Annotated in this window: 19 protein-coding genes; 6 read left to right on the forward strand and 13 right to left on the reverse strand. The window is 44.6% G+C overall.

The window, feature by feature from the left end; translation table 11 throughout:
- The first annotated feature begins 111 nt into the window (after positions 1-111).
- A complete protein-coding gene (locus R7O13_RS06580; RefSeq protein WP_042521645.1) occupies positions 112-858 on the forward strand; it encodes a flagellar brake protein in 747 nt (248 codons plus the stop codon).
- Positions 859-981: 123 nt separating this feature from the next.
- On the opposite strand, the gene R7O13_RS06585 is transcribed toward R7O13_RS06580, so the two are convergent.
- The 3 genes from R7O13_RS06585 to R7O13_RS06595 form a co-directional block, all read right to left on the reverse strand.
- Positions 982-1,941: a porin gene (locus tag R7O13_RS06585; RefSeq protein WP_053350045.1), complete on the reverse strand. Its 960-nt coding sequence runs from the start codon at positions 1,939-1,941 to the stop codon at positions 982-984.
- A gap of 398 nt (positions 1,942-2,339) precedes the next feature.
- Entirely contained in the window at positions 2,340-3,968 is a 1,629-nt protein-coding gene (locus R7O13_RS06590) for a methyl-accepting chemotaxis protein (protein ID WP_005375120.1), read from the reverse strand.
- Positions 3,969-4,261: 293 nt separating this feature from the next.
- Positions 4,262-6,622 (reverse strand): ATP-binding protein, encoded by a 2,361-nt coding sequence (locus R7O13_RS06595; protein ID WP_318303344.1) that lies wholly within the window; start codon positions 6,620-6,622, stop codon positions 4,262-4,264.
- Between the two features lie 187 nt (positions 6,623-6,809).
- Between R7O13_RS06595 and R7O13_RS06600 the strand changes: the two genes are divergently transcribed.
- Together R7O13_RS06600 and R7O13_RS06605 are read left to right on the forward strand one after the other, a co-directional pair.
- On the forward strand, positions 6,810-7,307 hold the full coding sequence (locus R7O13_RS06600) for a hypothetical protein (protein WP_005375116.1): 498 nt from the start codon (positions 6,810-6,812) through the stop codon (positions 7,305-7,307).
- Positions 7,308-7,392: 85 nt separating this feature from the next.
- On the forward strand, positions 7,393-9,024 hold the full coding sequence (locus tag R7O13_RS06605; RefSeq protein ID WP_262640920.1) for an ABC transporter ATP-binding protein: 1,632 nt from the start codon (positions 7,393-7,395) through the stop codon (positions 9,022-9,024).
- Between the two features lie 242 nt (positions 9,025-9,266).
- On the opposite strand, the gene R7O13_RS06610 is transcribed toward R7O13_RS06605, so the two are convergent.
- Together R7O13_RS06610 and R7O13_RS06615 are read right to left on the reverse strand one after the other, a co-directional pair.
- On the reverse strand, positions 9,267-11,300 hold the full coding sequence (locus R7O13_RS06610) for a prolyl oligopeptidase family serine peptidase (protein ID WP_318303347.1): 2,034 nt from the start codon (positions 11,298-11,300) through the stop codon (positions 9,267-9,269).
- 120 nt (positions 11,301-11,420) lie between these two features.
- Positions 11,421-12,320 carry a LysR family transcriptional regulator gene (locus R7O13_RS06615; RefSeq protein WP_005375112.1) on the reverse strand — a complete coding sequence of 300 codons (900 nt, stop codon included), beginning with the start codon at positions 12,318-12,320 and terminating at the stop codon, positions 11,421-11,423.
- A gap of 162 nt (positions 12,321-12,482) precedes the next feature.
- On the opposite strand from R7O13_RS06615, the gene R7O13_RS06620 reads away from it, so the two are divergent.
- Positions 12,483-14,174 carry an L-lactate permease gene (locus R7O13_RS06620; RefSeq protein ID WP_213904626.1) on the forward strand — a complete coding sequence of 564 codons (1,692 nt, stop codon included), beginning with the start codon at positions 12,483-12,485 and terminating at the stop codon, positions 14,172-14,174.
- A 315-nt stretch (positions 14,175-14,489) separates the two neighbouring features.
- Entirely contained in the window at positions 14,490-15,629 is a 1,140-nt protein-coding gene (gene lldD / locus R7O13_RS06625; RefSeq protein ID WP_005383962.1) for an FMN-dependent L-lactate dehydrogenase LldD, read from the forward strand.
- A 90-nt stretch (positions 15,630-15,719) separates the two neighbouring features.
- Here lldD and R7O13_RS06630 read toward each other — a convergent pair whose 3' ends face one another.
- The gene (locus R7O13_RS06630; protein ID WP_005375109.1) at positions 15,720-16,067 is read right to left on the reverse strand and encodes a helix-turn-helix domain-containing protein; all 348 of its coding nucleotides are present in this window, start codon (positions 16,065-16,067) and stop codon (positions 15,720-15,722) included.
- A gap of 300 nt (positions 16,068-16,367) precedes the next feature.
- Here R7O13_RS06630 and R7O13_RS06635 point away from each other — a divergent pair, with 300 nt between their 5' ends.
- Positions 16,368-17,471 (forward strand): mechanosensitive ion channel family protein, encoded by a 1,104-nt coding sequence (locus tag R7O13_RS06635; protein ID WP_262665810.1) that lies wholly within the window; start codon positions 16,368-16,370, stop codon positions 17,469-17,471.
- A 72-nt stretch (positions 17,472-17,543) separates the two neighbouring features.
- Here R7O13_RS06635 and R7O13_RS06640 read toward each other — a convergent pair whose 3' ends face one another.
- From R7O13_RS06640 to tdh, 7 genes are all read right to left on the reverse strand, one after another.
- The gene (locus R7O13_RS06640; RefSeq protein WP_262665821.1) at positions 17,544-18,263 is read right to left on the reverse strand and encodes a carbonic anhydrase; all 720 of its coding nucleotides are present in this window, start codon (positions 18,261-18,263) and stop codon (positions 17,544-17,546) included.
- A 141-nt stretch (positions 18,264-18,404) separates the two neighbouring features.
- A complete protein-coding gene (locus R7O13_RS06645; protein ID WP_318303351.1) occupies positions 18,405-19,268 on the reverse strand; it encodes a spore coat protein U domain-containing protein in 864 nt (287 codons plus the stop codon).
- Between the two features lie 96 nt (positions 19,269-19,364).
- Positions 19,365-21,791 carry a fimbria/pilus outer membrane usher protein gene (locus tag R7O13_RS06650; protein ID WP_394630811.1) on the reverse strand — a complete coding sequence of 809 codons (2,427 nt, stop codon included), beginning with the start codon at positions 21,789-21,791 and terminating at the stop codon, positions 19,365-19,367.
- On the reverse strand, positions 21,791-22,546 hold the full coding sequence (locus R7O13_RS06655) for a molecular chaperone (RefSeq protein ID WP_318303353.1): 756 nt from the start codon (positions 22,544-22,546) through the stop codon (positions 21,791-21,793). The genes R7O13_RS06650 and R7O13_RS06655 overlap by 1 nt, the downstream gene beginning before the upstream one ends.
- Positions 22,547-22,566: 20 nt before the next feature.
- Positions 22,567-23,064, reverse strand: coding sequence for a spore coat U domain-containing protein (locus tag R7O13_RS06660; protein ID WP_306309089.1), 498 nt, complete (start codon positions 23,062-23,064; stop codon positions 22,567-22,569).
- Positions 23,065-23,103: 39 nt separating this feature from the next.
- Positions 23,104-23,649 carry a spore coat U domain-containing protein gene (locus R7O13_RS06665; RefSeq protein ID WP_005375099.1) on the reverse strand — a complete coding sequence of 182 codons (546 nt, stop codon included), beginning with the start codon at positions 23,647-23,649 and terminating at the stop codon, positions 23,104-23,106.
- A 389-nt stretch (positions 23,650-24,038) separates the two neighbouring features.
- Positions 24,039-25,070, reverse strand: coding sequence for an L-threonine 3-dehydrogenase (gene tdh, locus R7O13_RS06670; protein WP_005383983.1), 1,032 nt, complete (start codon positions 25,068-25,070; stop codon positions 24,039-24,041).
- Positions 25,071-25,102: the final 32 nt, after the last annotated feature.

The following is a 25,102-nucleotide window of genomic DNA, read 5'->3' on the forward strand; positions in this document are numbered from 1 at the left end:
TTTGTTACAGATTGATTGAATCAAACTATATCACTGAATAAAATCGATACCATGCGAGAGTGCTGCTTCGCCTCACGCGATTACCTTCTTACATCAGGTACGACAATTATAATGAGAAATATGAGCCCAATTGCCAGAGACGGCAAGCTACCTCTGCAAAGCAAGAAGGCACCAGAACGTCAGGCAAGTACATTAAATAGCACCGATGCAATGGCAATGGTCGAACATGGCAGTGAAGTGAGCTTAAACGTCACCACCCCCGTTGGTACAAAGTTTATTACAACCAGCACATTTGTTGGCTGTCACTCAAATAATACTGCATTGATAGAGGTTCCGAACATCTCCGATGAAGACTTGAAGTTCTATTTTCAAGAAGGCTTTTGGATCAATGTAAAAGCCTACTCTCATCGAGGTGAAGGGGCCGTTATCCCATTTCGGGCCCAATTACAGCATCGACTAGGCGATCCGTACCCAATTTTGGTGCTAGACCTACCTAACACTATGCAGGTCTTTCAGCTTCGCAAAGAAGTGCGTTACGAAGTAAATTTGAGAGCGCGTGTTTGTTTAGAAGCCTATCGAACTGAATGCGAAATAAGAGATTTATCTCGTAGTGGCTGTCGTTTTGTAACATCACCAATGAGCCGACCACTTCAGGTTGGTGACCACGTTTCATTGGATCTAACGATGCCCGGAGAAAGTCGTATGCTAGCGCCGTTGCGAGGTCGTATTTGTAATTTACAAAAATCAACGCACTATGCTCGCTACGGAATGGAGTTTGATGAGGTTGGTAAAAACAACGCTAAAAACCTCCTCAGTCACCTCAAATTTGATGGTACTAAGCTCACACTAAAAAGATAGATTTGATAACCCCTATCGCTTATCAAGAAGCTTCGAAGTGCTAGAAAACAAGAAACCCCATACTTTTCAGTAAGGGGTTTTATTTACTAAGAATAAGGCAGTATCTTAGATAAGAGTCATGACTTAAAAGTCGTAACGTAGACCTAGCGCTAGCTCATCTTTTTCATCAGCGCCTTCGTTATCCATTAGATCGAAGTTGTATGATGCGTAGCCACGGAAGTTAGGCTTGAAGTAGTAAGTTACATCAACAGCTAGGTTTTCTACAGTATCTGCGTCTTCTAGTTCACCTTTGTTGAACGTAGAAGTGAATACAGTTTGACCCATAGTGTAAGCAGCGGCTAGTTCGTAGCCTTTGTAATCAAGAGTCTTGCCTGCAACATCCATATCCGCGCCAGTGTAGTTACCAGCGAAGTAGAAGTCACCTACAGAGTATGCAGCTACCAGCATGAACTCATCGCTGTCGTTTTGATCTGCGTAACCAGCACCTAGTTCAAAACCAGTGTTAGCAAACGCGTAAACACCAGATAGAGAGAAGCCATCTTCCTCGTTGTCTGTAAAGCCTTGTGCATCTGTTGTGCGATCAGCAAAACGGTAGCTAGCGCGTACAGCTAGTTGCTCGAATTGGCCTTTGTAAGACAGCATGTTATCTGTACGGTCAGAAACAGGCAGTTTAAGTGCTGCTGTGTTACCGTGGTAAGCCATAATGTCAGTAAAGTCAGTAAGAACCACTAGTGCGCCGTCGTTTTTACCGTAAGTTACTTCACCGTATTTGCCACCCAGACCTGCATAAGCGTAACGAGTTTCAAGATCACTGTCGTTATCTACAGCACCTTCTTCTTTTGTTTTGAACTCACCTTCCCAAAAACCAACACCGTATAGGTTTTCATTGATTTCCTGTTTGCCTAGGAAGTTAAGACGGATGCGAGTACGGTCTTCTGCCTTACCATCCATCATAGAAAGACGCGCTTCAGCGCGGCCGCCCATCTCAAGAGAAGTGCCATCTTGGTTGTATAGTTCTGAAGCGACAACTTGAGATCCTGATGCCATTAGCGCCACTGCTACAGCTAAAGTTTTTAATTTCATTTTTATTTTCCATATCATTGTTTTATATGTGCTTTCTCACCAGAAAAACAGGACTTTTCTGTACCAACGAGAAAACTGGCGGCATAGTAGCAGCTGTTATTTTTCACGCAACGTGTTGAATAAACAGCGCTTATAGAAGAAAACACCACTTAAAATGACGATATGAATACCTCTCAACCATCAAGTTATCGGTTGAGTTAAAAAAAATGTTCGCGTCAAAAAAAAATTGACGAAAAAAATGTAAAAACAATATCACAAAACGTGATATCGCCCGCAAAAAAAATCTTGTTAACTAACTGTTTTAGATAGACTTATTGATAATAAATCCGATTATTACAAACAAAAAAATCCCTGAGCATTCACTCAGGGATTTAGAGATTTGATAAGTAGATGATGAATTAAAGCTTAAAGAAACTTAATTGCTCTTTCTGCTTCTCTGCAAGTAATGAAAGCTCAGTACTCGCACTTGCACTCTGGCTGATGCCCGCTACGTTTTGGTTTACAAGCTCCGACATGTTAACCACGTTGCGATTGATATCTTGAGTAACTTGAGACTGCTCTTCGGCTGCGGTTGCTACTTGCGTGTTTGAATCGTTGATGTTGGCGACTGACTCGGTAATTCCAACCAACGCTTCATTCGCTTGTTGCGTCAGCTCGTTGTTGCGGCTAAGCATATCAAGGCTGACTTGCATACTGTCATTCGCAAGCCCAGACTGCGCTTGAAGCTCTTCAATGATCGTTTGGATCTCTTGTGTCGAGTCTTGAGTACGCGCTGCTAGCATGCGTACTTCATCAGCTACTACCGCAAAACCACGACCAGATTCACCAGCTCGCGCCGCTTCAATCGCAGCATTCAATGCTAGCAAGTTGGTCTGCTCAGATACGCCGCGAATCACTTCAATAACATCGTTGATCTGTACAGATTGCTCTTTTAGACGCAAAACAACTTGCGCTGCATCGTTCAATGCTTGAGACATTTGCGCACTTGCTTCCGCACTTTCTTGGAAGATAGCCAAACCTGATTGAGCAAGTCCATCAGCTTCACGCGCAGTTGCGTCAGCAGAGGTCGCGTTATCACTCACATTATTCGCAGTGCTTGCAAGCTCGTTAACCGCAGATGCAACTTGCTCGATCTCCGCCAACTCTTGTTGAGCGTTCGCTTCCGCTTGCGTCATTACCGCAGCTAATTCGGTCGATGCAGATGCAACTTCCTCACTAATACGGGTTAACTGGTCCACAGTGTTGTATAACTGCTCTGCGGTTTGGTTTACATCTTTGCTCAGCTTAGAGATCTCATTGTCCCCATCGACATCTGCACGTACTGATAGATTACCCATTGCTAACTGACGCATCACTTCTTGCAGCTTTTGGATTGGTGTAACAATCATGCCAGATAGGAACCAAGCGCCTATCAATGAGAAAGCAAATACCGCTAAAACCGTCAACATAGCGTTATTTTGCACACGTTCATTTTGCTGATGACTTCTGATAGTAGATTGTTCAGCTTGCTCGTTTACATGCTTTGATAGTGTGTTAATTTGTTGGACCATTTCTCGGCCAACATTGCGATACTCTTTGACAAATGCACGGTACTCGCTATCCGATTTCAAACCTTGATCGTATTGGTTGAAGAAAGCAACTGAGCGCTCTGAATATCGCACATAGGATTCAATTGCTTGGCGAACTTTAACGGCATCGTCACGGAATAGGTTTCGGGCTTCAATTGCGCTTAAATCGGCATCAACTTGCTTTAAGCCTTCTTTCAATTCGGTTAGAAAATTCTCACGACGAGAAGCATCGTAAATAGCGTAAACCGCGCTTATGCGCAGAGGGTAAATTTGGTCGTCAATACTCGCCAATGTGTCTTTGTGAAAAACCAAAGATTCTTGGTTGGAAGCAATAACATCTTGCTCTGCTTGAAGATTGTTTTTAGTAATCCAAAGAGCAATAAACAAAACAATCGCGGTAAATAATACCGGAACCAAAATTTGCGTTCGTACTGACAAATTTTTCAGTGATAACTGCATGACAGGGCCTCAGTTGTATGCGTGATGTCTATATCCAAACAAACTCGAGCAGTGCTTATAACAACGTTACTTTTCGGCAGTTTGAATATCTATGCTTCCTTGCGACGGGATAAATCCCAGACGAATAAACAAGTGGCGAATATTAGAGGTCGATCACACTTTTGTCTAGTGCAAAAACTCTCCATTTTCAATCTGTTATTGACAATATCCCGACAGTGGCGTCGGGATATTGTCGTTATGATAAATTATGATCACTTATGATGAGATACATTCACATTTAGGACGGTTTCAGCCTATTTTCTCAACGAATTGAGCTTAGCTTGAGCAAGGCCAAAAATGGTATCGATTGGATAAGAGCCTTCATCGGTTGGCTCACCAGCAACTTTCCCCGTAAACAATTCGATAGCTTCAGTAACATGGTCAATCGCCCAAATATTAAACTCGCCTTTTTCGACTGCTTTCACGATGTCGGAACGAAGCATTAGATTGTGAACATTAGAGCGCGGAATAATGACCCCCTGCCCGTCATGACGACCTTTAATTACACACACATCATAAAAGCCTTCGATCTTTTCGTTTACGCCACCAATAGGCTGAGCTTGGCCAAATTGATTCATCGATCCTGTTATCGCAATGTCTTGTCGATTTGGTTGCTTTGAAAAAGCAGACACAACCGCACATAACTCAGCCATGCTGGCACTATCACCATCAACACCACCATAGGATTGCTCAAAGGTAATGGTGGTCGTTAATGGCACTCGTGCCGTTTTACCAAATACGGAAGATAAGTAGGCAGACAAAATCATCACGCCCTTAGAGTGAATACTGCCCCCCAAATCCACGCTGCGCTCGATATCGATAACATCCCCATCACCGTAACACGTCGTCGCTGTGATGCGATTCGGTGCACCAAACATGTAGTCACTAGTGCTCAATACCGAAAGTGCGTTCACTTGGCCTACGGCTTCTCCTTCGGTGCGAATCAGCGTTGTGCCGTTAATAAAGGTTTCCATTACATTATCGCGTAATCGGCTTACTCGCATTTCTTGGTTATTGAGCGCCTCTTCAACATGACCAATACGGATCATGTTAGAGTTGGCTTGACGAGCCACGTAGTTCGACTCTCGAAGCAAGTTGGCGATATTAGCCGAATGTAGAGATAGCTTGGATTGGTCGCCAGACAAACGTGAGCTGTATTCGATGATCCGAGCAATGGCTTTGCGATCGCAATGCAGCATATTGTTGTCATGCACCACGCTAGATATAAAGCGCGCGTAATGCAGCTCAGACTCCGGCGTACGTTTCATTTCGTCTTCGAAATCTGCCGTCACACGGAACAACTCGCTGAACTCTGGATCGTAATGTTGGAGTAATTGGTAAGTTCGGTAATCACCAAACAAGATGATTTTGATATCAAGCGGAATCGGTTCAGGATCGAGTGATACCGCCCCCGTCAATGTGACTTCTTTTTCTAGAGACGTAAAACTCAATTGACGAGCACGCAATGCGCGCTTCAAACCATCCCAAACGTAAGGCTGTTCAAGTACTTTCTGAGCATCCATTAATAGAACGCCGCCATTCGCCTTATGCAAGCTCCCTGCGCGAATCAGCGAGAAGTCGGTAAACACCGTTCCCTTGAAAGTGGCAGTCTCAATCGACCCGAAGAGTGAATGATAGTTGGGATTTTCTTCAACAACGATAGGAAATTCGCTGCTTTTACGGCTTACCAAGACGTTCACTTTATAACGACGTGGCAATTTTTTATCCAAGGATGCCGTCGCAATTTCGCCTTGCTCGCCACTTTGGTCAAGGAAGATATCTGCGTTTTCAACAATATCTTTTTGCAGCTCAGTTAAGTAGGTTTTGATTTCGGAATATTGCGCGTAATCCACTTTGAGTTTTTTGATGAAGTGAGTAATCACATCAAGCGTCACTTCATCATTGAGCTTTTTGATTTTATCGCTGTATGTCTCTTCCCACTCCGTAAGCTCACGAACCATCGAGCGCAATCGCACTTCGAGTTCATCAATAGCATCGCTGAATTGCTCTTGTTCTTTTTTGCTTAGTACATCAAAAGACTCTTCCGTATGAAGCTCATCACCGTTCATGGCGACAAACTGATAATCCCCCTGCGTAGTCAGTGTTAGGCTGATGCCCTTTTCTTTTGCCTCTCGACTAATACGATCCAGCTCGTTTTGTTGCTTAGCTGCCAATTGATTTTTTAATCGCTCAGCGCGGCTAAAGTACATTTCATTGTCGAATGCTAGGGGTAAAGCATTCAATAATTTGCCCATTAAAGCTTCAATATCAACACGTAGTTTATTTCCGATACCACAAGGCAGCTTTAATACCTTTGGTGTACGGGTATCCTCAAAGTTCGCAACGTAACACCAATCAAACAGGGCTGCTGCATCGTGCTGGTGACGATTCAGATAGCGCAAGATCATGGTGCGTTTACCTAGCCCATTCTGACCAATGGCGTAGATGTTATACCCTTTCTCTTTGATGGACATCGCAAACTCGACCGCTTTTTGCGCGCGCTCTTGGCCCACGATTTCATCAATTGGAGGTAACTCCTTGGTCGACTTACATGGCATATTCTCTAGATCTGCTACAGAATATAGCAGCTTAGCTTCCAATCTTAGTATTGCCATATCCACTTCCTTTTTTCTTATTTTCGTTATTTGAGTGTAGAGATTATTTGCTTAATTTTAAGTGATTTACCTTCCACCCTAGATTGATTGGACATTTTATGAACACATAAGTGATATTAACACGCACTTGCAATTGATAATCAATTTCATTTAATATCTAAACAAATCAAATGTTGTGGAGATGGATATGAATATTGAGCAATGCTGGATGCGCTACTTAAAAGCGGAGCAACTGATGGAACAAGGCCATTGGCCAGAAGCTCATCGTTTATATGACGACGTGCTCAACAATCTACCCAACCACATTCATTTAGCGCTAGAAAATGCACAAACTAAACCTTGCCAATTTGTATGTCTCATTACGGGACTTAGAGATGCCAGCGTGACGCAATCAGAGATTCTCAACAAACTCGGCTTACAACATGATGCGTTCTCAATACTCAATCAAACTTACGCGCTATTTCAATTTTTGCAGCTAGAGAGCCATGAACTGATTGAGCGCGTAGGTCACCTACTTGGTCAACAGAGCGAAGACTTATTAGCTCACATGGCGGCATTTTGCTCTGCCCAACGTAATGCTCAATGGATGATAGAACTCGAGCACGTAACGCGGGCGCATGAGCAGTTCTTACATTTGCAAGCAATGAGTTCGGCAAAATCTTCGCCTTCTCACCTGTATAATTAATCTAAAGCTCAAGCATTGAGGCCAGCTAGGTTTATGCTATCCATTGCTTGAGTATCATTTGCTTTATCAACCACAAGGATCTGTGATGTCTTCTAAAACCATTCTTTCGGTGAACAACCTATCAGTCAGCTTTACGACAAACGATGGGATCGTCGATGCAGTAAAGAATGTTAGCTTCGATTTAAAAGCAGGCGAGACGCTGTCCATCGTTGGCGAATCTGGCTCTGGCAAGTCAGTCTCAACCAATGCACTGATGAAACTACTGCCAGACAACGCTATTTTGCATGAAAGCTCATCCATCATGTTTGAGGGTAGCTCCATCTTGGATAAAACAGAGCGTGAAATGCAAAGTATTCGCGGTGATCGCATTGGCATGATTTTTCAAGAGCCGATGACCTCACTAAACCCGTACATGCGGGTGGGTATCCAAGTCGCTGAGGCCATCATGTGTCACCGCCCGGTCGACAGACGAACAGCAAAAGCAAAGGTGTTAGAGCTGTTTGAATTGGTTCATATGCCAAACCCAGAAAAAGCGTACAACAAGTACCCACACGAATTTTCTGGTGGTCAATTGCAACGCATCATGATTGCGATGGCACTGATTAACGAGCCCGATATTTTGATCGCCGACGAACCAACAACGGCGTTGGATGTCACGGTTCAAGCAGAAGTGTTGCACCTGATTAAAGAAATTCAGGCTCAGATGGGCATGGCAATCCTATTTATTACTCATGACTTAGGCGTCGTAAAACACTTTGCAGACCGTGTCATTGTGATGTGTAAAGGAGAAGTCGTCGAAGAAGGCGAAACACAAACACTCTTCAAGGACCCAAAGCACGAATACACACGTATGCTAATCAATTCGATTCCTAAAGGCAGTAAGGAGCCTATTAGCGAAAGTGCTACGCAGCTGTTAAAGGCTGACGATATACGAGTCAAATTCTTGGTAAAGTCGCATTTTATTGCGAGCAAGAATGAGTACTTCGAAGCGGTAAAAGGCATTTCTCTTGAGCTTAAACAAGGAGAGACCCTCGGGATCGTTGGGGAGTCCGGTTCAGGTAAGTCTACACTCGGCCGAGCTTTGATAGGTCTACTGCCCTCAACTGGCAAAATAGAATATAAAGGCCAAGATATGGCCTTGCTGACAAACAAAGAACGTTTTGAGCTGAAAAAAGACGTTCAGATGGTATTCCAAGACCCTTATGGTTCGCTTTCTCCTCGTATGACTATCGGCGAGATCATCACTGAAGGATTAACTGTCCACCAGCCAATGTTGAGTAAAAAAGAACGTATGCAGAAAGCACGCGACGTGCTTCGAGAGGTTCGCTTAGATCCCGCGTCCATCAACCGTTATCCACACGAGTTTTCGGGAGGCCAGCGTCAGCGTATTGCTATCGCGCGAGCACTGATTCTTGAACCTTCGTTTATTTTGCTTGATGAGCCAACCTCTGCATTGGACCGCTCGGTTCAACTGACTGTGATTGATCTCCTGAAAGATTTGCAGAAAAAACACAATATTGGCTACTTGTTTATTAGCCACGATCTATCAGTAGTTAAAGCACTCTCTGATCGTGTTCTAGTCATGCAAAAGGGCGAGGTCATGGAGCAAGGTACGGCCGAAAAGATTTTCCAAAACCCTAAAAATGACTACACGAAAAAACTGATAGATGCCTCATTTGATCTTGAAAACAGTGAAAATCAGCACAATGCGGCTTAGGTTCATCACAGTTTCATATTCATAAACTAGGATTAAGAAAAGGTGATAAATTCATCTTGTCTTAAGAATGGCGTAGCTGCCTTTCGGTTTGGCCGCCGAGACTGGTTGGTTCAAGAGTCAGACTTAGTCAACCTGGCTCAAATACTGGCAAACAGTATGAATTGAGTTCCCCCAACCATGAAAAATGCCGCGACACTGTCGCGGCATTTTTTTATTCTCAGAAGCTTCGAACAACTAGGGCATTAAATCGACTCAATACCCATATTATGTAACGTAAATGCATACATGTCTGTGGTGAGGTCAATTTGCTTACTCAGCGGCATTCCTGCACCATGACCGGCATTAACATCAATGCGTATCAATACTGGATTAGCGCCTTGCTGTTTGTCTTGCAGCTCCGCAATAAACTTGTACGAATGTGCTGGAACCACACGATCGTCGTGATCGGCGGTTGTCACCAATGTCGCAGGATATTGCACGTTTTCTTTTACATTGTGAACAGGAGAGTAGCCAAGCAAGTATTGGAACATCGCTTCGCTTTGCGAAGACGTGCCATAGTCATACTTCCAGCCTTCTCCAGACGTAAACGTGTGGTAACGCAGCATATCAAGCACGCCAACCGCAGGCAGCGCGACTTTGAATAGTTCAGGGCGTTGCGTCATACACGCTCCAACTAACAAACCACCATTAGAACCACCGCGAATCGCTAGGCGATCCGAGCTCGTGTAGTCGTTTTCAATCAGGTATTCCGCCGCCGCAATAAAGTCATCAAACACGTTTTGCTTTTGCTGCTGAGTGCCTGCGTTGTGCCAGGCTTTACCGTATTCACCGCCGCCTCGCATGTTGGCGACAGCGTATATACCACCCAACTCTAGCCAGTTGGCTACATTGCCAGAAAACATTGGAGTAAGGCTGATGTTAAAACCGCCGTAACCATACAACATGGTTGGTGCTCTACCATCAAGTGCAACGCCCTTCTTGTATGAAATGATCATCGGAACTTGCGTGCCGTCTTTTGAGGTGTAAAACACCTGTTTTGATTCATACTCATTACGATCGAACGGTGCCTTTGATTCTTGAAACAGTGTCGATTCACCAGACTCAACATCAAATGAGAAGATCGTCGGAGGCGTCACGTAGTTAGTGAATGTGTAATAAAGTGTGGTTTCTTCTTTTTTACCCGCCAGACCATAAGCCGTGCCTTCTCCCGGCAATTGTACATCTCGAATCCACTCACCTTGGTAGTTAAACTGCTGCACTTTAGAAAGCACATCTACCATATAAGTCGCAAACAGATAACCGCCACCTTTGCTGATTTCTAACGGCTGTTCTTGTTCAGCAATCACGTCAGCCCATTGTTCTGTCTGAGTGTTGTAGCTGACAACTTTGCCATTCGGCGCGTCTAGGTTGGTGTAAAGCAGCAAGGTTGCGTCTTGGCTATCAATTAAGTAGGTGTCTCCTTGCGTTGTCTCGCGCAGCGTCACAATTGCCTGTAACTCAGACTGTAAATCAATATAAAACAGACGATTACCCGATGTAGATTCTGCGCCAGAGATAATGAGGAAGCGATCATCTGTCGTCGTCGTACCAGACACATAACGATGAACTTGCGTATCCAACTCACCGAAAATCACTTTATCTTCAGATTGAGGTGTACCAAGTTCATGATAATAAAGCTTGTGATGCTCAGTTCGAGCAGACAACTCGCTGCCTTGCGGCTTATCGTAGCTTGAGTAATAGAAGCCTTTGCTGCCCAGCCAAGAAATCGACGTAAACTTCGCATCAACAATCTCAGGCTCTAACTGTTCTTTGGTTTCCGTATCAATGACAAAGATCTTACGCCAATCACTGCCCCCTTCCGAGATGGAATACGCGACCAAACGATAGTCTTTAGAGAAGCTGACTTCGCCAAGAGAGGTCGTGCCCTCTTCGGAGAAAGTATTTGGATCAAGGAAAACCTCGGCTTCTCCCTCGCCTTTACGTCGATACAATACGCTTTGGTTTTGCAAACCGTCGTTTTTGTAGAAGTAGGTGTAGTCACCACGTACAAATGGCTGGGAATATTTTTCGTAGTTTTGACTGTTCGCCACTAAGTCACGGATTTGTTGGCGGTACGGGATCTGACCAAGGAAATCGAACGTGACCGAATTTTGACCCGAAACCCATTGTGCGGTTTCTTCACTTCGATCATCTTCTAACCAGCGATAAGGGTCGGCAATGTCGTGACCAAAATAAGTGTCCACGACAGAATCTTTACGTGTTTTTGGGTAATGCATAACGTCCGTGTTACTCCGTTGTTTTTATTAAGTTGTTTATCTTCAATCGTTTTATTGCGGTGATTACCTTAGAGCACCCTATTTTGATTTCAACGACATTGTTTTAAATCTATGAAGAACCTAGAAATAATGAGATATCGTTAAGTATCGGTCACGAATGTGCTCAATAAGCAGCTTCACTTTGTTCGGTGGTTGACGAGTAAACGGATACACCGCGTAGATACCCAACTTTTTACCTACTAATTCAGGAAAAATATCCACCAGTTGACCATTACGAATATCGTGATACACCAAGCAGCGCGGGACGTAAGCAATACCATGGCCGCCCAGAGCGGCTTTACGTAATGCGGTCGCGTTATCAGTAGAAAAGCAGCCCGATACTTTGACGATGTAATTGCCATCTTCTCCTTTAAACTCCCAATCCGTTGCACCTGTGGTTTGGTAAGCGTATTGCAGACAATTGTGCGTGGTGAGATCAATCGGCTCGATCGGTTTCCCATTTTTCGCAATATAAGAAGGTGACGCGCATACCACCCATTGGGAATCGAGAATATGTCGTGCGATCAAACTAGAGTCGGCTAGGTAGCCAGTTCGAATGACTAAATCGTAACCATCAGCCACTAAATCGACAAAGCGATTATCCAATGACATGTCCACGGTCAGACCCGGATGAAGGTTACAAAACTCGGCAACAGCATCAGCAAGTATCAAATCTCCAGAGATACACGGCACGGACATTTTTATATGACCGCTCACATTCTCTCCAAAGCCTGCAACAGCATCCATAGCTTCCTGAGTGGCCTGCTTCACATTTTTAGCACTGTGGAGTAACACCTTACCTGCCTCGGTCAAGGTTAATTTGCGCGTTGTTCGATATAATAGCTGAGCCCCTATTTCTTCCTCTAACCTCGCCATTCTTTTGCTAACTACCGAATTTGTAAGGTTATTTGCCTCTGCAACCTTACTAAAGCTGCCAAGTTCGATTACTTGAGAAAATAGGATTAAGTCGTCTGCTCTCATACCATTATGTCACTTTTGGAATTAATTATTTTCATTATTTCCCTATATCAACAAAAAATAAAGGAGTAAATTCACGCCAAATTAACAAAACCATTACAACAAAAAGTCACCTCTACAGCGGATTGACACCGTTCGAGAAGTCAGCGTACGAAGGATGTACAAATGAGTGAAACCCTACTTGCCCTAGTGGCATTTTCGCCAATTGTTGTTGCCGCCATCTTATTGGTTGGTCTCAACTGGCCTGCTAAAAAAGCCATGCCTGTTGCGTTCGGTCTAACCGTCGCTATCGCACTTATGTTTTGGGATATGTCAGCCAATCGCGTACTGGCTTCCGTATTCCAAGGACTGGGCATTACTGTCTCTGTTCTATGGATCGTGTTTGGTGCCATCTTCTTGCTCAACACTTTAAAACACACTGGAGCGATCACCACAATCCGTAATGGATTTACCGATATTTCGGCTGACCGCCGTGTACAAGCCATCATCATTGCTTGGTGCTTTGGCTCGTTCATTGAAGGCGCATCTGGGTTCGGTACCCCGGCAGCAATCGCTGCACCACTACTGGTTGCAATCGGCTTCCCTGCGCTAGCCGCTGTCCTTATGGGCATGATGATTCAGTCTACGCCTGTTTCATTCGGCGCGGTAGGCACGCCTATCATCGTAGGTGTAAACAAAGGTTTAGACACGCATAACATCAGTGAGTCGTTGGCCGCACAAGGTGCAACGTGGGAAATGTACCTGCAAGATATCACAGCACACGTTGCTGTCATTCACGCAGTCGTAGGTACGATGATCCCGGTATTAATGGCGATGATGTTAACACGTTTCTTCGGCAAGAACAGAAGCTGGAGTGAAGGCCTGGATATTCTACCATTTGCGTTATTCGCTGGTGTCTCTTTCACCGTTCCATACGCGTTAACCGGCGTATTCTTGGGCGCAGAGTTCCCTTCACTTATCGGTGGTTTGGTTGGTCTGTCTATCGTTGTTACCGCAGCGAAAAAAGGCTTCTTAGTACCAAAGACTAAGTGGGATTTCGAAAGCGAAGACAGATGGCCTGCAGAGTGGTTAGGTTCGCTAAAAGTCGATCTAAACGACAATCCGGGCAAGCCAATGAGCATCGTAAAAGCTTGGGTTCCATATGTAATGCTGGCAGTTATTCTCGTCGCAAGCCGCGTAAGCCCCGAGCTGAAAGGCTTTGTACAAAGCGTAAGTTTGTCGTTCAGCAACATTCTTGGTGAGACTGGCGTTAGCGCTGCGATTCAGCCGTTATACCTTCCTGGTGGCATTCTGGTGTTTGTCGCACTACTTGCTGCAATGTTACAAAGCGGCAGCGTAAAGCCATTGCGTGAAGCATTTGGCGAGTCAAGCAAAACACTGATTGGGGCGGGTTTTGTCTTGGTATTTACCATTCCGATGGTTCGTATCTTTATCAACTCAGGCATCAACGGTGCTGACCTAGCAAGTATGCCCGTCACAACCGCAAACTTCGCCTCTGACCTTGTTGGTTCTGCGTTCCCAGCGCTGAGTGCCACCGTTGGTGCTCTGGGTGCGTTCATCGCTGGCTCAAACACGGTATCAAATATGATGTTCAGCCAGTTCCAATTCGAAGTGGCACAAACGTTGTCTATTTCGAGTGTGATTGTTGTATCACTCCAGGCCGTCGGTGCTGCCGCAGGTAACATGATTGCGATTCACAACGTTGTTGCCGCATCAGCCACGGTAGGTTTGCTTGGTCGAGAAGGCGCAACATTGCGTAAAACGATTATCCCTACGTTCTACTACATTGTAATGACAGGCATTATTGGATTGGTGCTGATTTATGGCTTCCAAATGACAGATGTCTTGATGAAGTAACGCGAAATGCAGGGTTTACAGCCCTGCCTAATTTGACACAGCTGTCTGCACTACTACCCCGACATGTTGATTTAGCTTGCTACATCAATTCCCCCGACAGCTGTGTCACCCTTTCCAGTTTGCATAACTGATTGAGTGATTTAACAAAATTTTTCAACCAATTATGTAAATGGGTTACCAACATCACCGATTCAAACGTAAGTGAACCATAGGTAACTATACTCATTTTGATGTCTTCACTGCTTTGCGATGAAGGCTCAACGAAAGAGCAAATTGCTCCACAACTTTGCTTAGAATAACCGCTAGGACACCATTATGATTATCTCAGCTTCTACTGACTACCGCGCTGCCGCGAAAGCCAAGCTTCCCCCGTTTCTATTCCATTATATTGATGGCGGCTCTTACGACGAACGCACGCTGAAGCGTAATACTGACGATTTAGGTGATGTCGCTCTTCGCCAACGCGTCCTACGCGATATGACAGATTTGAGCCTCGAAACCGAGATCTTCGGTGAGAAACTGGCAATGCCAATCGCGCTAGCTCCTGTTGGTCTAACTGGTATGTACGCGCGCCGAGGCGAGGTGCAAGCAGCAAAAGCAGCCGAGAAAAAAGGCATCCCATTTACTATGTCGACTGTTTCGGTTTGTCCGATTGAAGAAGTCGCACCTGCAATTGAACGTCCAATGTGGTTCCAGCTTTACGTGCTTAAAGATCGTGGCTTTATGAAAAACGTACTTGAGCGTGCAAAAGCAGCAGGCGTAACAACGCTGGTGTTTACCGTTGATATGCCAGTTCCTGGCGCACGTTACCGTGACATGCACTCAGGTATGAGTGGCCCTAACGCGGCCATGCGTCGTGTATTCCAGGCGATGCGCCACCCAAGCTGGGCGCTGGATGTGGGTCTACTTGGTAAACCGCACGACTTAGGTAACATCTCAACTTATCGTGGCGAACCAACAAAGCTAGAAGATTACATCGGCTGGTTAGGCGCAAACTTCGACCCTTCTATCTCCTGGAAAGATCTTGAGTGGATTCGTGATTTTTGGGATGGCCCAATGGTTATCAAAGGCATTCTAGATGAAGAAGACGCGAAAGATGCGGTACGTTTCGGCGCAGATGGCATTGTGGTATCTAACCATGGTGGCCGTCAGTTAGATGGCGTACTTTCAAGTGCTAAAGCACTACCAAGCATTGCGGATGCGGTAAAAGGTGATCTTAAGATCTTCGTAGACTCTGGTATTCGTACTGGTCTTGATGTCGTTCGTATGCTCGCACTTGGTGCAGACTGTACGCTTCTTGGCCGTTCATTTGTGTACGCATTGGCAGCACAAGGCGGAGCAGGCGTTGAAAACCTACTGGATCTGTACGATAAAGAAATGCGTGTAGCAATGACACTGACTGGCGCTAAGTCTATCGCGGATCTTTCACGCGATTCGCTAGTGAAAATCCCATAATCTTTGCAAGCGAGCAAAACAGAAACGAAAAAACGAGCCAACAGTGGCTCGTTTTTTATTGCTCTTCAACCCGATAATTTGACGAGCAAGCTAGCTAACTTGGTGGACGTACTCGATCACGACTTGGTTTCCGTCGATAAACACGTTACTGATATCGCCATCCACCGTCACACGATTTTGTAAATAAACGGTACCAGAAGCAGATAGATCACGCTCCGTCAAAGACGGAATCACCTGACCAGGACGTACATGTAGCTGCTCGCATAGCTGTTTTACAAAACCTAGCGTCAGTGGAGAATTACCACGTAACAAGCCAGAAAACTCGTGTAGACTCAAACCAAGGCGCTTCGCCATTTCCATTTGAGTGATGTGCATTTTGGCTTTTTGTGACATCCAGATGTCGTAGAGCGCGTTTCGATCCAGCTCTGTAAATTCCATATCTGCCTCCGCTAATTCAAGAGCCAATACACTCTCACACTTACTTAAGATAAATGTTAGCGATAAGTCAGAGAAGTTATAATTGATCGTCCAAATATCAACCCTCAATCATTGGTAGCGTACCTCTGAACATGCATGAGGCGGTCGCTCAGCAAAACGTAAAGGTAACTCTCTTGTCATTGGAAGGAAAAGTCCATCTCGGCGGTTTAGACATAAGTAAATGATTTAAAGGAAATCACTGGGGTGAAGGAGTAATATCTGCTACCTTTCCTTCCATGGTTCACTAGAAATAAGTTACATATGCCACAGTGGTTTACCGAATTACAAAGCTACATTGAAACGTCTCATCAAAATTGGAGTGGAAGCGTCCTTTTCATTACGCTCGCTAGCTTTATAGCTTGGATAGCTTGGCGGCTGATTCGCTCTCGCCTCGCTGCGCTCGTAGAGAAAACGCCCTTCCACTGGGATGACATGTTGCTTGATGCGCTAAAAGCGCCAGTCAGTACACTCATTTGGTGTTGGCCTGCAACCGTCTCTATCGGCATCATATTAGAGAGCGAGCTCAACGATAAAATAAACTGGTTAAGTACGCTGAAACTGATTTTAATCATCAGCATCTTCGTATGGACCGTTATGCGGCTCATTACCAATGTTGAAGAGCATGTTCTCGAACAAAAGAACCGAGATGAAACAACAGTACAAGCGATAGCTAAGGTCGCGCGCCTGTTCTTTATTACCGTCGGAATTCTAACCGTAATGCAGGCATTTGGTCTGTCACTATCGGGCCTACTTACCTTCGGTGGTGTTGGTGGTTTGATCGTCGGTTTAGCGGCGAAGGATTTGCTGTCTAACTTTTTTGGAGGTCTTATGATCTACTTCGATCGTCCATTTAAAGTTGGCGATTGGATCCGTTCTCCAGACCGACAAATAGAGGGGACGGTAGAACGCATTGGCTGGCGTATGACCATTATCCGAACTTTCGATAAGCGTCCACTGTATGTGCCAAACTCAGTGTTTAGCAGCATTGTCGTAGAAAACCCATCTCGCATGCTGAACCGACGTATCTACGAAAAAATTGGACTTCGTTACGACGATGCTGAAAAAATGCCGCAAATTATCACCGCGGTAAAAGAAATGCTGAAAAATCACAAAGACATTGATGCACGCCAAACACTTATCGTCAACTTCGATACATTCGGTCCATCATCATTGCACTTCTTTATCTATACCTTTACTAAAACCGTGAATTGGGTGAGATACCATGAGGTAAAGCAGGACATACTGCTTAAGGTAATCAACATCATTAAAGAACACGATGCAGATATCGCGTTCCCTACTCAGACGCTTAAGCTTGATCCTGTACAAATGGTAAAAGCGGAAGAGCAAGAAGATCACGGCTTCTAGTTCTCACCAATACCCAAATAATCAAGCCCGCTGTGTTTAAGCGGGCTTTTTATTTTTCTTTGCATGAAGTGGTTATTGTTGCGTTAACACCATACGTGCATTCAGCGGTTGGATTGGGCGATTGTTTTTCCCCATTACTTCCGAAAAAGATTTTATCTGCTCAGGAGAAATAGTTTGTGCTTCTTTCATCACGAACCAACGTACACCTTCAGAGCATGGCGGTGTCGTTAGTGAGCCGTTAAAGCGGTAGTAGTCTTTATCACTTGGGATAAGGGCATCAGCATCAAATGGAACCTTGATGGTAACATCTTGATCTTTAGTTGGAATGTTAGCTAGCATCTTAGCTAGATCTGGGTTCGCGTCACCCAGTTTAAAGAACACCGCGACAACAGCTAGATGACCTACTTTGTCGGCATGCACAAAGTGTACTTCTAATGGGTATTCTTTACCATCCACATGGTTTTCAGATGGCGTATGGAAGTGGAACTGTTTCAACATAAACTCTTTACCATCAATGGTGAGTGTGTTTTTACCTTCTAAACCAGTCTGTAAAGTGTGACCGTTGTTCAGCAGTGAAATTGCCTTACCTTCGTAGTCGAAATTCAATTTTTCTAGCTTCGCTTCGGTCGCCGATTCAATGTTGATTGGGCTCTGGTTTTGACCTTTCGCGCACTCAGATGCAAACTCACCCCAATGAGCTGGCCCATGGTTTCCCTCGTAGCCCCAGCTTGCTGCATAAGCTGTTCCTGTAAATACCAGTGCCAAACCTAATGTTGTTAGTGACTTCTTCATCATTTTCCTTATTTCTGAAAGTTAAATTCCGTGAGAATAAAGCCATACTAATCTCACAAAATTAAGCAGTGACAGAGTGAAAACTATGATTACAAAAGATTTTTGGAATAGAAGCCTCTAATGATGTAATTGACATGATGCTCAAAATTGAACGTCAACGATTATTGAGTCGGTGTAAGTACCTGCAGGAGGGGTCGTTTGGCTGGTTAGTATCTGCGCGCGATAATTATAATTCTGTGGAGTGATACCATCCGGAATGGAGCCGCCAGTATCGACGTCACCGTGTTCACGACGTTCAGAACTGGTGCCTCCCCAGCGCTCCATCGTTGATGACTTATAGATTTCATACTCCAAATAGTGACCACTAGAAATCATTCGCCGCTGACCGCCGGACGCATTTAGGCCGTCATTCAAGCCAATGGAGAAGGAACTATTCTTGGTACAAGTTAACGATATAACCTGACTGACTGGTTCAAAACCGGCCACTAATGGGGACGAACCAAAATCAATATCTGGCGCTGTGATCATACAATCAGGGGTCACTTCCAACTCAACCGTAATCACGCTTTGAGCGCTGCCATTGGCGCGGCCAATGCATACCCCTAGAACCCCGATACCCTTACAGTAATCCCAAATCCAGGATACGGTGATTTGGTCTTTGTAAGTCCCAGCGGAAAGATTACTACCCACTCCCGTCCGAGCATAGAGCGGAAACTCGGCTTGAGTGCCAAACAACCCGAGTAAATCGAGTAACCCGATTTCAAAAAAATTGTAAGTTTGGCCGAATACATACTCTTGTGAAAGACCTGGATCGCCAAAAATCTGATAGCTGAGCTCCGAACTCGGATCATCCTCATTTAATAGCAAACCATTATTTATACTGTTAAACGTTGCTGATACGTAGTCGCCACTTAACAAAGACACAAGTGTAGAAAAGTCACACATAATCCCCGCATGAGGCTGAGCTTTGCTGCTGAGAGCTTGCAACAGTAAACGAAGAAACATTGCCAAACAAGATTAAAGGTGTTGCCGCCGTGAGCTGACAAGCCATTGTCGAGAACGAGAAAAAGAGAAGTAGGCTAGCAAGCCAGCGGCGCAAAATCATAGTACGGTCTCTTCTTCGGCTTTGATACAAACCTGCTCAGGCAATGTTTGTATTTTTTGACTCTCACGCTGATACAACCCCTCAATAAACACTTTACATGGCGACTGTCCTTGAGGATAAAACTGAATATAGCGGCCTGGGTCAACGCCTTCAAAGTACGTAAAACCATCCCAACCAATTTGGCTTGTTAAGCCCGTTTCTGAGCGGCCATATGTACCAATCGGAAGGAACAAATGATTTTCGTCTACCACCGTCATGCTCAGTGCAATTTGTAGCTCTATTGGGAACTCTAACAGGTAGCCGTAGCCCGAATGTATCGAAGCAAACTGCTCTGTTGCAGAAAACGCAGCATTGGCAGGTAAATTAAGTGGATCGATTTCATATTTGGCGGTGTAATACGCCGTAGCCCAAGGAACAAGTAAGTAACCTTCATCGTCTGTCACTCCGACAATTTGATTTTCATATTTAACCGGAATACCTTCAAAACCACTGGTGCTCACCACAGCGAAGCTGTCATACACTTCATTCGCCGGGAATATTTCTCCATCCAACGTAGAGACCGAACCTGCCATTTCCGCAAAATAATCATAGTCGCCACTGGTGCCATTTAACCCCGCTCTGAACTGCGCCCATGACGCACGGTAGGTCAAATCAGCCTGTTTACGGTTTTCTGGGTGTTCGTTAATATCATGCGCTAAATTGACGCCCCATCCACCTCGTATTGGCGCAAGGCGGCTGTAACCCACTCGCCCTCGCACATCGCCATCATCCTCTCTTTTCAGCGTTAGCCCCGAACTTCCCCCCAAAGAACTGAAAGGTAGAGAGAATTGCGCCAACGTAACACTCTGACCACCAATACTATGGTTGTAAGACAGGGACATATTGATATTAAAAGGCAGAGCGTAGCTATAAGTAAGATTTAGGGTACGTGAATCTGAGTCGGATTGTTGAATATCAAAGTACCCACCAGAAAGTGAGCCCCAATCTCCCAAACGGACTCCCATATTGATTTGTGATAGATGGCGCGACGCGAGTGAAGCGTCCTTGCCGTCATCGAGCATTTCGTAATTTGGTAAATGAGATAAGGTATAAAAGTCGGCTTGTTCTACTTGAGTACGAGCAGCGAAGCTAAACAGCCGAGACTGATAACTATAACCTAGCGCATATGAGGTAGATTGATCCTGAAAATTACTCACACGAAACGAGGCATCCACCGTACCTAAATTGAAAGCATTGGTGACAAAGCCCAGCCCCGCAACGATCAGGTCATCTTTTGCTTCGGCTTGAGCTTCTAATGTTAACCAATCAGTCATGCCATGACGCAGAGCGGTAACCACGCCACCGTCTCCATAGTCGTTAGATGCATTACCGAAATTTTCTCTGATCGCACCAATACTCGCACTGTAAGATGTAAATCCGGTCTTCAGTAGATCGGAAGAGAGAAAAAATGGGCTGGTCATGACCGTTTGCTTACCTTGAGCATCCGTTGCAATTACCGTTGCTTCCCCAGCACCAGAGAGCATTGGAATATCGTTAATAATGAAAGGACCGGGCCCAACATTCATTGAGTCAGTTTTAAAGCCATTGATAAACAAATCTAACGTAGTGGGCGCTGTGACCTCACCGTAAAATGCAGGTAACGGCGTCGTCACGACATCCGGACGCATAGAGAAATCATGCGACAACTGAATACCCGCCAGTCTTACTGGTTGGCTCCAAGATAAAGGGCGAACAATATAGTCACCTACCTCTATACGAATTCGCTTCTCTTGATTGACGTACTCGTAACTCGTATCAAAACGAGTGTACTGGCTGCTTTGCTGGGACTGAACATCGCGATGAAAGTTAGATTTAAATATCCCGGTAGTAGAAAAAACGCCAAACTCAGAAAAGGCTCTGACTTCATGATTGATAGAAACCTCCTTTTGTCGGCTTTCGTTCTCGTACACACCAAATACGTTGTAGTTAAGCAGGCCACCACGCCCAAACTGAGCCGGGGAAAATCGCCCCATATCCTGCGCTGATAAGTTCTGCATCGGTAACCAATTAGGCGGTACGTCAATTGCAAGTTGCAATGACGATTGCAAGTAACGCACGTTAACACCTGGGATAGACGTAACCTCAAGTCTCTCTTCGGTTCCAGGCAACGACTTGGCGGTAACCCCAACTGAAATGAGGTCCTCCCGGAGCAAAAAGAACTGATCGCCAACTCGCTCAACTTTCGCAACAAGCCCTGTTGCTCTTTGATTGATCACCAACTCCAGATTGAGGCTGATATTCTCAAACTTTTCTAAAGAGAAATTTTCAGGACTCGGTAGCTCAGAGAAGTGGTTTGCTGAATTTGCACAAAGACCAATACTGCTCCACGTTACGCTAAGTAATACCAACCAAAAGAAAGCATTCATTGTATTAAATCTATTCATTATTGCTTCAATGGTATTTGGTAACGTTTACCTCCAATATTCGCGCTCAAACTCATAGGTCTGACATTACTATGGGGAATAGACCAAACCTTATACTGTTCAGGAAGAATATAGCCAGCTAGTCCATCGGAAATAACGACAGGATCTTTATTTGGTAGGTTCAATTGTAAATTCACTAAGCGAACATGGTATTTTCCTGAATTTTTAATGTGAACAAAACGCTGATTATTTTTCTTAATAAACTGTGCCTGTAAATCACCCCATAATTCACTGTCACGGTTTGGTTTTTGAGTATCAGTCAGCCCTTTCCCGTAAATAAACAAAGGTATCGAGTAACGCATTCGGACTTTTACAGCGAGTTCATTTTCCGTCAATTCTGTTTGAGGGTTTTGAGTTGGCGGTAATTCATCTATGATCACTCGGTATGCATACTCCTTACCTGCAGAGGCCTCATCTTGGTTGATGATGCGGATTAACTGCTTTTCACCTGGTTCAATTTTGACAAACGGAGGGGTTGCAATTAACTGGCTTTGACTTGAATAACTATCTTCTCCTTCGTTTTGTTCCCACTTAAAAATTCTCACTTGCAAATAAGAATCAGCACTGCCTTTATTTACCATCCAAAGTGATGTTGCATTACTCTCCTCTGATATTTTGGGGTAAATCGGCCAAATTAATAATGAGTTAGCATTGGCATTTGAGAAAAAAACAAAAAGGAAGGTTATTAATAATAGTTTTTTGAGTATGAATTCCATTTCACCCCTCCAAAGTTCACTTACCACTCTAATGTCAGCGTAAGCGTATCCATATAAATTCCAGCCATTTCATTCCCATTTATTGTCGCCTTTGCCCAGATAGGAAACTGAATATTATCTGGGTCTTGGTCGGTATCGACGGAATATTGCGTGTCAATATCAAGCACCTGCGTATAATTTAGATCCTGAAACAAAAAGTAATCTACCGTTGTCGCTTCTTCACTGTGCTTTAGCTTACGTACACCGTCCGATTCATTCATCCCGCCATTTACGGAAACATTCATCGTAATACCCGGAGTACAACTTAATGTGAGTGATGAACTGTAAGTGATGCTGCCTTGTACTTCCGTCGCGTAAACTGAAGAATGCTCACCAAAATCTAACGTACCTATTTGCCCGGCTTGGGTTGGGCTTTCTTCTTGTACTGAGCCGTTAATCAAACAACCTGTATCTACGATGGCAGACACCTGAAAAGTTTGTGTCGCATCAGCCAGCACAGTTAAAGAACACAAACTCATCGCGACAAGTGAAAAGCTCCTAACAACCAGCGTCACGTTTTACCAGCTTAGCGTCACACTGATGGTATCGGAGTATGTACCGGCAATGCTGCTCGTACCGTAAGCTTTCGCAAAAAGCTCAATAGTTTGCGATGTTGCACTAGTAAATTCAGACAGAGCTACCGTCCCGCCTTGTATAATTTGTGTGCTTCGGTCTGAGTCGGTAAACAACGTATAATCAATAAATTGCGCGCCATTTGACATCGCATAGGTACCAACGGTCGCACTTGCATCATACAATCCGGTGCCCAATGTAAACGTCGGTGTCACACCGTTACTACAAAGCACTTCAATACCCGTCGCACTACCACCATTTACCACACCATCTTGTTCACTGAAGATTGCAGGCACGTCTCCAAAGGCGAGTGAGCCAAAGCCAACGCCAGAAGCTGCATCTACCGCATTATTTCCATTAATCACACAACCTTGTACAAGGTTAATTGAAACATCAATCGTACCGCTCACTGACGCTCCACTCGCTTGCCAACTAAATGAGGTTAAGAGCAGAGGCATCATCAGATAAAATCTTTTCATATAAAGCTCCATTTTTACATTCCACTGTATATCGGTAACCTTTTTATTAGTTATAGCTCAATTATGACAAACCAAATGCATATAAAATGTAAAACAATAAAAAGAAGCAGGATAAGGATAAAGACGAACAGCAAATAAAAACATTAAACTTAAAAATTACGCTTTTTAAGCATATGATGCTGAAAAATAACCACTAAAAACAAATGGTTATTATCTTGTTCCAAATACAGAATCGACAATGAGTTAGAAGGTAGGGTGAAGTTGAGTGGAAAAAATCTAAAAAAAGTAGCAGAACGATACGAGAAGTTTAGAAAAGATTGGCGACCATTTCTTCCCGAAACAAGAATCTTCATGAAACAAAAATGCGCCCCAAAAAGGAGCGCATTTCTTACTTGAATAAGTTATTCCCAATCAAGAATAACCTTGCCTGACATGCCGCTGCGCATTACGTCGAAGCCTTCTTGAAAGTCATCAATCTTGTAGTGGTGCGTGATGATTGGCGATAGATCCAGACCAGATTGGATCAGTGAAGCCATCTTGTACCAAGTTTCGAACATTTCGCGACCGTAGATACCTTTGATCACCAAGCCTTTGAAGATAACTTGGTTCCAGTCGATACCCATGTCTGACGGTGGAATACCTAGTAGTGCAATGCGACCACCGTGGTTCATTGTGGTTAGCATTGAGTTGAATGCTGCTGGGTTACCAGACATTTCTAGACCAACGTCGAAGCCTTCTGTCATGCCTAGCTCAGCCATTACGTCTTCTAGCTTCTCTTCAGCCACGTTTACTGCGCGTGTTACACCCATCTTACGAGCAAGCTCTAGACGGTATTCGTTCACGTCTGTGATCACTACGTGGCGAGCACCAACGTGCTTTGCTACTGCCGCTGCCATGATACCGATTGGGCCGGCACCTGTGATAAGCACGTCTTCGCCTACTAGGTCGAAAGAAAGTGCTGTGTGTACTGCGTTACCAAACGGGTCAAAGATAGACGCTAGATCGTCAGAGATGCCTTCAGGGATCTTGAACGCGTTGAACGCTGGGATCACTAGGTATTCTGCGAATGCACCTTCGCGGTTAACGCCCACACCAATCGTGTTACGACATAGGTGAGTACGGCCGCCACGACAGTTACGACAATGACCACACGTGATGTGACCTTCGCCAGATACGCGGTCACCGATTTCAAAGCCACGAACTTCCTGACCAATCGCAACCACTTCACCCACGTATTCGTGACCGACAACCATAGGCACTGGAATTGTCTTTTGTGACCATTCGTCCCAATTGTAGATGTGTACGTCTGTACCACAGATAGCGGTTTTCTTAATTTTGATCAGAATGTCGTTATGGCCAACTTCAGGTTTATCAACCTCAGTCATCCAGATGCCTTCTTCAGGCTTTAGCTTTGATAATGCTTTAATTTTCATAATGTAACCTTAATTAAAGGCCCTATTGTCTA

Source organism: Vibrio sp. Y176, from assembly GCF_033438945.1.

Excerpts from the sequence above, each read along its gene's own strand:
- R7O13_RS06580 (WP_042521645.1), top strand. The coding sequence starts at position 112 with ATGAGAAATATGAGCCCAATTGCCAGAGACGGCAAGCTACCTCTGCAA.
- R7O13_RS06585 (WP_053350045.1), bottom strand. The coding sequence starts at position 1,941 with ATGAAATTAAAAACTTTAGCTGTAGCAGTGGCGCTAATGGCATCAGGA.
- R7O13_RS06590 (WP_005375120.1), bottom strand. The coding sequence starts at position 3,968 with ATGCAGTTATCACTGAAAAATTTGTCAGTACGAACGCAAATTTTGGTT.
- R7O13_RS06595 (WP_318303344.1), bottom strand. The coding sequence starts at position 6,622 with ATGGCAATACTAAGATTGGAAGCTAAGCTGCTATATTCTGTAGCAGAT.
- R7O13_RS06600 (WP_005375116.1), top strand. The coding sequence starts at position 6,810 with ATGAATATTGAGCAATGCTGGATGCGCTACTTAAAAGCGGAGCAACTG.
- R7O13_RS06605 (WP_262640920.1), top strand. The coding sequence starts at position 7,393 with ATGTCTTCTAAAACCATTCTTTCGGTGAACAACCTATCAGTCAGCTTT.
- R7O13_RS06610 (WP_318303347.1), bottom strand. The coding sequence starts at position 11,300 with ATGCATTACCCAAAAACACGTAAAGATTCTGTCGTGGACACTTATTTT.
- R7O13_RS06615 (WP_005375112.1), bottom strand. The coding sequence starts at position 12,320 with ATGAGAGCAGACGACTTAATCCTATTTTCTCAAGTAATCGAACTTGGC.
- R7O13_RS06620 (WP_213904626.1), top strand. The coding sequence starts at position 12,483 with ATGAGTGAAACCCTACTTGCCCTAGTGGCATTTTCGCCAATTGTTGTT.
- lldD (WP_005383962.1), top strand. The coding sequence starts at position 14,490 with ATGATTATCTCAGCTTCTACTGACTACCGCGCTGCCGCGAAAGCCAAG.
- R7O13_RS06630 (WP_005375109.1), bottom strand. The coding sequence starts at position 16,067 with ATGGAATTTACAGAGCTGGATCGAAACGCGCTCTACGACATCTGGATG.
- R7O13_RS06635 (WP_262665810.1), top strand. The coding sequence starts at position 16,368 with ATGCCACAGTGGTTTACCGAATTACAAAGCTACATTGAAACGTCTCAT.
- R7O13_RS06640 (WP_262665821.1), bottom strand. The coding sequence starts at position 18,263 with ATGAAGAAGTCACTAACAACATTAGGTTTGGCACTGGTATTTACAGGA.
- R7O13_RS06645 (WP_318303351.1), bottom strand. The coding sequence starts at position 19,268 with ATGTTTCTTCGTTTACTGTTGCAAGCTCTCAGCAGCAAAGCTCAGCCT.
- R7O13_RS06650 (WP_394630811.1), bottom strand. The coding sequence starts at position 21,791 with ATGAATAGATTTAATACAATGAATGCTTTCTTTTGGTTGGTATTACTT.
- R7O13_RS06655 (WP_318303353.1), bottom strand. The coding sequence starts at position 22,546 with ATGGAATTCATACTCAAAAAACTATTATTAATAACCTTCCTTTTTGTT.
- R7O13_RS06660 (WP_306309089.1), bottom strand. The coding sequence starts at position 23,064 with ATGAGTTTGTGTTCTTTAACTGTGCTGGCTGATGCGACACAAACTTTT.
- R7O13_RS06665 (WP_005375099.1), bottom strand. The coding sequence starts at position 23,649 with ATGGAGCTTTATATGAAAAGATTTTATCTGATGATGCCTCTGCTCTTA.
- tdh (WP_005383983.1), bottom strand. The coding sequence starts at position 25,070 with ATGAAAATTAAAGCATTATCAAAGCTAAAGCCTGAAGAAGGCATCTGG.